Origin of the sequence: Muricoccus pecuniae, assembly GCF_014199205.1 — a bacterium.
GTDB lineage: Bacteria > Pseudomonadota > Alphaproteobacteria > Acetobacterales > Acetobacteraceae > Roseomonas > Roseomonas pecuniae.
The window spans coordinates 1-5,800 of record NZ_JACIJD010000058.1 but is presented as its reverse complement, the minus strand read 5'-3'; the positions used below and the strand labels follow the sequence as shown (position 1 = coordinate 5,800).

Sequence of the window (5,800 nt, the reverse complement as noted above, 5' to 3'; positions counted from 1 at the left end):
ACCCCGACCATCCGGCCGGGGAGGTGAACAGACACGGGTCATTTCTCGGCGAAAACTTCGGCTCCTACAGGGTCAGCTCTCAGTGCAAATCAACACTTATTTAGAATAACGGCCTCCAGCCCGGGGAAGCGGAACAGGCCGATCAGGAGGGGAAGCCGGAATTCGGCGCCGCCCAGGCCGATGAGGCCGCCCAAGGCACCAATGACGGCGCCGCCACCGAAGGCTGCGGGGAGGCGGCGGGCCTCAGTGGCAGTGGATGTGCTCATGCCGCTATATTCGGCTGAGCACATCGATCCGCCAATCGCCGGAGTACAAAGTCAGGGTGGCATCTATTCCGCCGTTTCCCGCTTCAGGGCCACCGGGAGTAGCGCCAGGACCATCAGGATGTTCAGCACGGCAGCTCCGCAGATCCGCAGATCCGCGCCGGGGACGTCGGGGATGACCTCATCGTCAAGCTGGGCGATCTTGTCTCCGCCCCGCTCCTTCGGCCGCGACCCGTAGTTCAGTCTCCTAGTCCGGAAGGGTCATGGGTCCCGGGAACACCGGCCTGGGGGTTTTCCGGGCCATGCGGGTGAGGCTCGGCCGGATGGGGAGCGGACGGGAAAGCAGCCAGGCCGGGCACCCCTGCTCCCTGATCGACCGTAAAGCCCTTAGGGGCACGTGCGGTCGGTGCCGTGTGGACGTATCCAGCCTGCTGCGCGGTTGCAGCGCCCGAGGTCACCGCCGCGGCGAGCGCGAGAACAGCAACGCCTCCGAGGCAGCGGACGCGCAAGGCCAGACACGCGAACTGGAGCGCATGGGTCTTCGACATACGGGACTGGTGCACAGGCATTCGAACCTCCTTGGTTGATCGGCCAGCAGCGCTCGCCGGTGTAGCCAAGGTAGGTTCCGCGCTTTGCAAGAGGCTTCCCGCACGGCGACAAGATATTTCAGGACGGATCCCTTGCACTCCCTGGAAGGGAGAGCCGATCAGGAACAGGCCGGCTCACCCGGCTTCCAATGAAGTGGGGTACGCCGGCCTCGTTCCCCGGAAGGGCTTCTAGTGCCGAGCCCAGACCCTGTCGTTGCCGGACGTTCCGAACAGAACCACCTCGTAGGGGGTACCTGGAATGTCCATGCCCGGTGAGGAAGGCGGCATTCCCGGGACGGCAAGACCCCTGGCCCGCGGTCGCTCCGCGAGCAGGCGACGCACGTCGGCCGCGGGGACGTGCCCTTCCACGACGTAACCACCTACCCTGGCCGTGTGGCAGGACTGGAGGGAGGCGGGGACGCCGTTGGCCGCCTTGATGGCCTGTAGGTCAGCGACATCATGGACCGTCGCCTCAAAGCCGGCCGCCCGCATGTGCTCGACCCAAGCGCCGCAGCAGCCGCAGTTCTCGTCCTTCCAGACTTCGATCGTCGGGCCACGCGCCGCCCGAGCCAAGCCGAGTGGCGCCAGGGCTGCGGCCAGACCCAAGCTGAGGAAAGACCGCCGCGCAGCCAGGGCCGAAGTTGTCTTGCTCATCACGCCACTCCCTGAAGGGCGCCGAACGGGCTCTTGCCCGCAGCGCCTTGTCGATGCTTCCGGCGGGCGGCCTCAGGAGGCGTCGGGGCACAGTGGCCCTCATCAGCGAGTTCCTCGAGGATCGGGCATTCCGGGCGATGGTCGCCATGGCAGGCGTCTGCCATGTGCTCCAGCGCCTCGCACATCCGGGTCAGTTCGGTGATCCGGGCTCGAAGTTCCACCACATGCTCGGTCGCGACCCGCTTCACGTCGGCGCTCGAACGGCCCTCATCCTGCCAGAGCCCGATGAGATGCTTGATGCGATCCAACGGCATACCAAGGTCCCGCGCCCTCCGCACAAATCGAAGAGTTCCGACATCATCCTGCGAATAGACGCGATAGCCTGCCTCTGTGCGCCGCACGGTGGTAAGGAGCCCGACGCTCTCATAGTACCGCAGCATCTTCGTGGAGATGCCCGACCCTCTCGCCGCCTGACCGATGTTCATCGGGACCTCCTCTTTCGAGGGCCTGCCCTCGCCCGTTCTCATGAGGTTGAGGTTTCCCATGGTGGGAAGGTCAAGGACGATCGGCGCCCACCCACCACGGGACGGCGCTTGACCTTCCCACCATGGGAGACACCACCTTGCAGGGCACCTGAGGAACGAGGCCTCGTCCGACGAGACCGAAATTGGGGTGGCAAGCATGAGCGGTCAGCATAACACCGGCGGACATTCGCATCAGCACGGGCCTGGCTGTGCCCACGGCCATCACCACCACGCTCACGGTGCGGCAGCCGATGCCGGCCTCGTCACCGACCCCGTCTGCGGGATGAAAGTGGATCCGACCACCTCGAAGCACCGGCTGGAACATGCCGGGACGACCTTCCACTTCTGCTCGGCCGGATGCCGGACGAAGTTCGAGGCCGATCCCGGAAGGTACCTGGAGCCGAAGAAAGCCGCCCCCGCACCGGTCCCGCGAAAGGGCGCCATCTACACCTGCCCGATGCACCCGGAGATCCGGCAGGAGGGGCCAGGAAGCTGCCCGATCTGCGGCATGGCCCTTGAGCCTCTCGAGATCACGGCGGAGGCCGAACCGAGCCACGAACTGACCGACATGACGCGTCGGTTCTGGATCGGGCTGGCCCTTACCCTCCCCGTGGTGATCCTGGAGATGGGGGGCCACATCCCCGGGCTCGGCCTGCACCACCTGGTGCCGCCCAGGACATCCGTCTGGATCCAGTTTCTGCTGGCCACACCGGTCGTCCTCTGGGCCGGCTGGCCCTTCTTCGTCCGTGGCTGGCAGTCGGTGGTGAACCGTAGCCTGAACATGTTCAGCCTGATCGCGCTCGGGACCGGCGCCGCCTACCTCTATAGCCTGGTCGCGACCTTCGCGCCCGGGGCCTTCCCCGAGGGCTTCCGGGGGATGGACGGTACCGTCGCGGTCTACTTCGAGGCAGCCGCCGTCATCACCGTCCTCGTCCTTCTCGGCCAGGTGCTGGAGCTCCGTGCCCGCGAGCAAACCGGCGGTGCCATCCGGGCCCTACTCAACATGGCCCCCAAGACCGCCCGACGGCTCAGGGAGGACGGCGAGGACGAGGAGATCCCGCTGGCCGAGGTTCAGGCCGGCGACCGGCTGCGTGTGCGGCCGGGCGAGAGTGTCCCGGTGGATGGCGAGGTACTGGAAGGGAGCGGGGCCGTGGACGAGTCCATGGTCACGGGTGAGTCCCTGCCCGTCGAGAAGCAGCCCGGGGCCAAGGTCATCGGCGGCACGGTGAACGGCACCGGCGCCCTCGTCATGCGGGCGGACAAGGTCGGCTCCGACACCATGCTCTCGCGCATCGTGGCCATGGTCGCCGAGGCGCAACGCAGCCGGGCGCCCATCCAGAGGATGGCCGACACCGTATCGGGCTACTTCGTCCCGGGGGTCATCATCATCGCGGTACTGGCCTTCGTCGCATGGGCCATCTGGGGTCCTTCCCCAGCCCTCTCCCACGGCCTGATTGCCGCCGTCTCGGTGCTCATCATCGCCTGCCCCTGCGCTCTCGGACTGGCCACGCCCATGAGCATCATGGTCGGCGTCGGGAAGGGTGCGGGGGCCGGTGTGCTCATCAAGTCGGCCGAGGCGCTCGAGCGCATGGAGAAGGTCGATACGCTGGTCGTGGACAAGACGGGCACTCTGACCGAGGGCAAGCCCAAGGTGGTGGCCGTGGTTCCGGCGCCGGGACTGGCCGAGACCGAGGTTCTTCCCCTCGCAGCCAGCCTTGAGCGGTCGAGCGAGCACCCCCTGGCCGCCGCCGTCGTGGCGGCCGCCAGGGAGCGCGGCATGACCTTCGCGGAGCCGGCAGACTTCGCCTCAATCACTGGCAAGGGCGTGACCGGCTCCGTGAACGGGCGCCAGGTCGCGCTCGGGAACGCGCGGCTGATGCAGGATCTCGGGGTGGATCTGGGCGACCTCACTGCCCGTGCGGACGAGCTGCGCCGGGAGGGCGGCACCGCACTCTTCCTGGCCCTCGACGGAAAGCCGGGCGGCGTCATCGCCGTGGCCGATCCGGTCAAGCAGACCACCCCGGCTGCCCTGCAGAGCCTACGGGAGAGCGGCATCCATATCGTCATGCTGACGGGCGACAACCAGACAACGGCCGGAGCCGTGGCTCGAAGGCTCGGCATCGACGAGTTCCAGGGTGACGTCCTTCCCGAGGATAAGCACCGCATCGTCCGCGAGCTACGGGCGCAAGGGAAGGTTGTCGCCATGGCGGGCGATGGGGTGAACGATGCCCCCGCACTGGCCGAGGCAGATGTCGGCATCGCCATGGGCACCGGCACGGATGTGGCGATGCAGAGTGCCGGCGTGACACTGGTGAAGGGCGACCTCGCCGGGATTGCGCGCGCCAGGACCTTGAGCCGGGCCGCGATGCGCAACATCCGGCAGAACCTGTTCCTCGCCTTCGTCTACAACGCGCTCGGCGTCCCTGTCGCCGCGGGCGTCCTCTACCCCGTCCTCGGGATCCTTCTGAGCCCGATCGTGGCCGCCCTGGCCATGGCGCTGAGCTCGGTCTCGGTGATCGGCAACGCCCTACGGCTGCGTACGGTGCGGCTGTAGGCCGTCGAAGGGCGTGGCGGCGCCTCGAAGCGCCGCCACGCTGTCACTCAGCGGGAGCGGGACTGTCCCCGGGACGAGCCGCCCATCATGTTGCAGTGCTCCATCATGGCCTGCATGTCCGGCGAGAGCTGACGCCCGGCACGGGTGTCTGCCTGCATCTGACGACAGTGCGCCATCATGTCCTGCATGCTCATGCCCGACATGTTGTGACCCTGCATGCCTTGCATGTTCCCATGGTTCATCCCGGGCATGTTGGCGTGGTTCATGCCCTGCATGCTCGTGCCGGCATCGTCAAGTTGAGCGAGCTTGGCGGGCTGACCGCGGGCAGGTAGGCAGCCGGAATGAGCTCGCCAGCCGCCAAGCCCCTCTATGCCGGCCATCGCTTCCCGGCCGAGGTGATCAGCCAGGCAGTGTGGCTGTACTTTCGCTTTCCGCTCAGCCTTCGCATGGCCGAGGAAATGCTGGCGGCACGTGGCATCGTGGTCAGCCACGAGGCCATCCGGCAGTGGGCCCTCAAGTTTGGTCAGGAGTTTGCCAACCAGATCCGGCGGCGGCTGCCGCGAACGGGTGACAAGTGGCACCTCGATGAGGTCGTCATCAAGATTGCCGGGGTGAAACACTGGCTCTGGCGTGCCGTGGATCAGACCGGGATGGTGCTCGACGTGTTGGTGCAGAGCCGACGCGACAAGCGGGCCGCCAAACGCCTGCTGCACAAGCTGCTGAAGCGGCAGTGCCGGGCGCCACGCGTCATGGTCACCGACAAACTCCCGAGCTACGGGGCGGCCAAGCGGGAGGTGATGCCCGGTGTCGAGCACCGCCAGCACAAGGGCCTGAACAACCGGGCGGAGAACTCGCACCAGCCGACGCGACGACGAGAGCGGCAGATGAAGCGCTTCAAGTCAGCGCGGCAGGCACAGCGCTTCCTCTCTGCCCACGACCAAATCGCCAACCTTTTCCATCTCCGCCGCGACCACGTCACCGCCACTGAACATCGAGCCGCAAGGGCGCGTGCGTTCGAGATGTGGGCCGATATCAGCGGGGTTGCTACAGCGGCTTGATTGTCGCTCGGCCACTGCCGCGATCCGCCAACTTGCTTGCCCCAAGCTCAGCAACTTGACGATGCCGAGGAGGGCATGCTGGACCATGCCATGGACATCCTCGAGAACAACGGCGCCGTGGATCTCGATACCCAGGAGGCGGAGTGGCGGCAGTCGGGGT

Annotated in this window: 6 protein-coding genes; 2 read left to right on the top strand and 4 right to left on the bottom strand. The window is 66.9% G+C overall.

Features of this window, described 5'->3' with window-relative positions:
• Positions 1-89 precede the first annotated feature (89 nt).
• From FHS87_RS22895 to cueR, 3 genes are all read right to left on the bottom strand, one after another.
• The gene (locus FHS87_RS22895) at positions 90-266 is read right to left on the bottom strand and encodes a hypothetical protein (protein WP_216348612.1); all 177 of its coding nucleotides are present in this window, start codon (positions 264-266) and stop codon (positions 90-92) included.
• Positions 267-1,039: 773 nt separating this feature from the next.
• Complete coding sequence (locus tag FHS87_RS22890) at positions 1,040-1,342, bottom strand: DUF411 domain-containing protein (protein WP_312862079.1); 303 nt, start codon at positions 1,340-1,342, stop codon at positions 1,040-1,042.
• Between the two features lie 161 nt (positions 1,343-1,503).
• On the bottom strand, positions 1,504-1,989 hold the full coding sequence (gene cueR, locus FHS87_RS22885; RefSeq protein WP_083755441.1) for a Cu(I)-responsive transcriptional regulator: 486 nt from the start codon (positions 1,987-1,989) through the stop codon (positions 1,504-1,506).
• Positions 1,990-2,185: 196 nt separating this feature from the next.
• Between cueR and FHS87_RS22880 the strand changes: the two genes are divergently transcribed.
• Positions 2,186-4,582 (top strand): heavy metal translocating P-type ATPase, encoded by a 2,397-nt coding sequence (locus FHS87_RS22880; protein WP_075822070.1) that lies wholly within the window; start codon positions 2,186-2,188, stop codon positions 4,580-4,582.
• A gap of 47 nt (positions 4,583-4,629) precedes the next feature.
• Here the strand turns inward: FHS87_RS22880 and FHS87_RS22875 are convergent, their stop codons facing one another.
• Entirely contained in the window at positions 4,630-4,848 is a 219-nt protein-coding gene (locus tag FHS87_RS22875; RefSeq protein ID WP_184522125.1) for a hypothetical protein, read from the bottom strand.
• Positions 4,849-4,923: 75 nt separating this feature from the next.
• Between FHS87_RS22875 and FHS87_RS22870 the strand changes: the two genes are divergently transcribed.
• Positions 4,924-5,640, top strand: coding sequence for an IS6 family transposase (locus tag FHS87_RS22870; protein ID WP_075822067.1), 717 nt, complete (start codon positions 4,924-4,926; stop codon positions 5,638-5,640).
• The last annotated feature ends 160 nt before the right edge of the window (positions 5,641-5,800 follow it).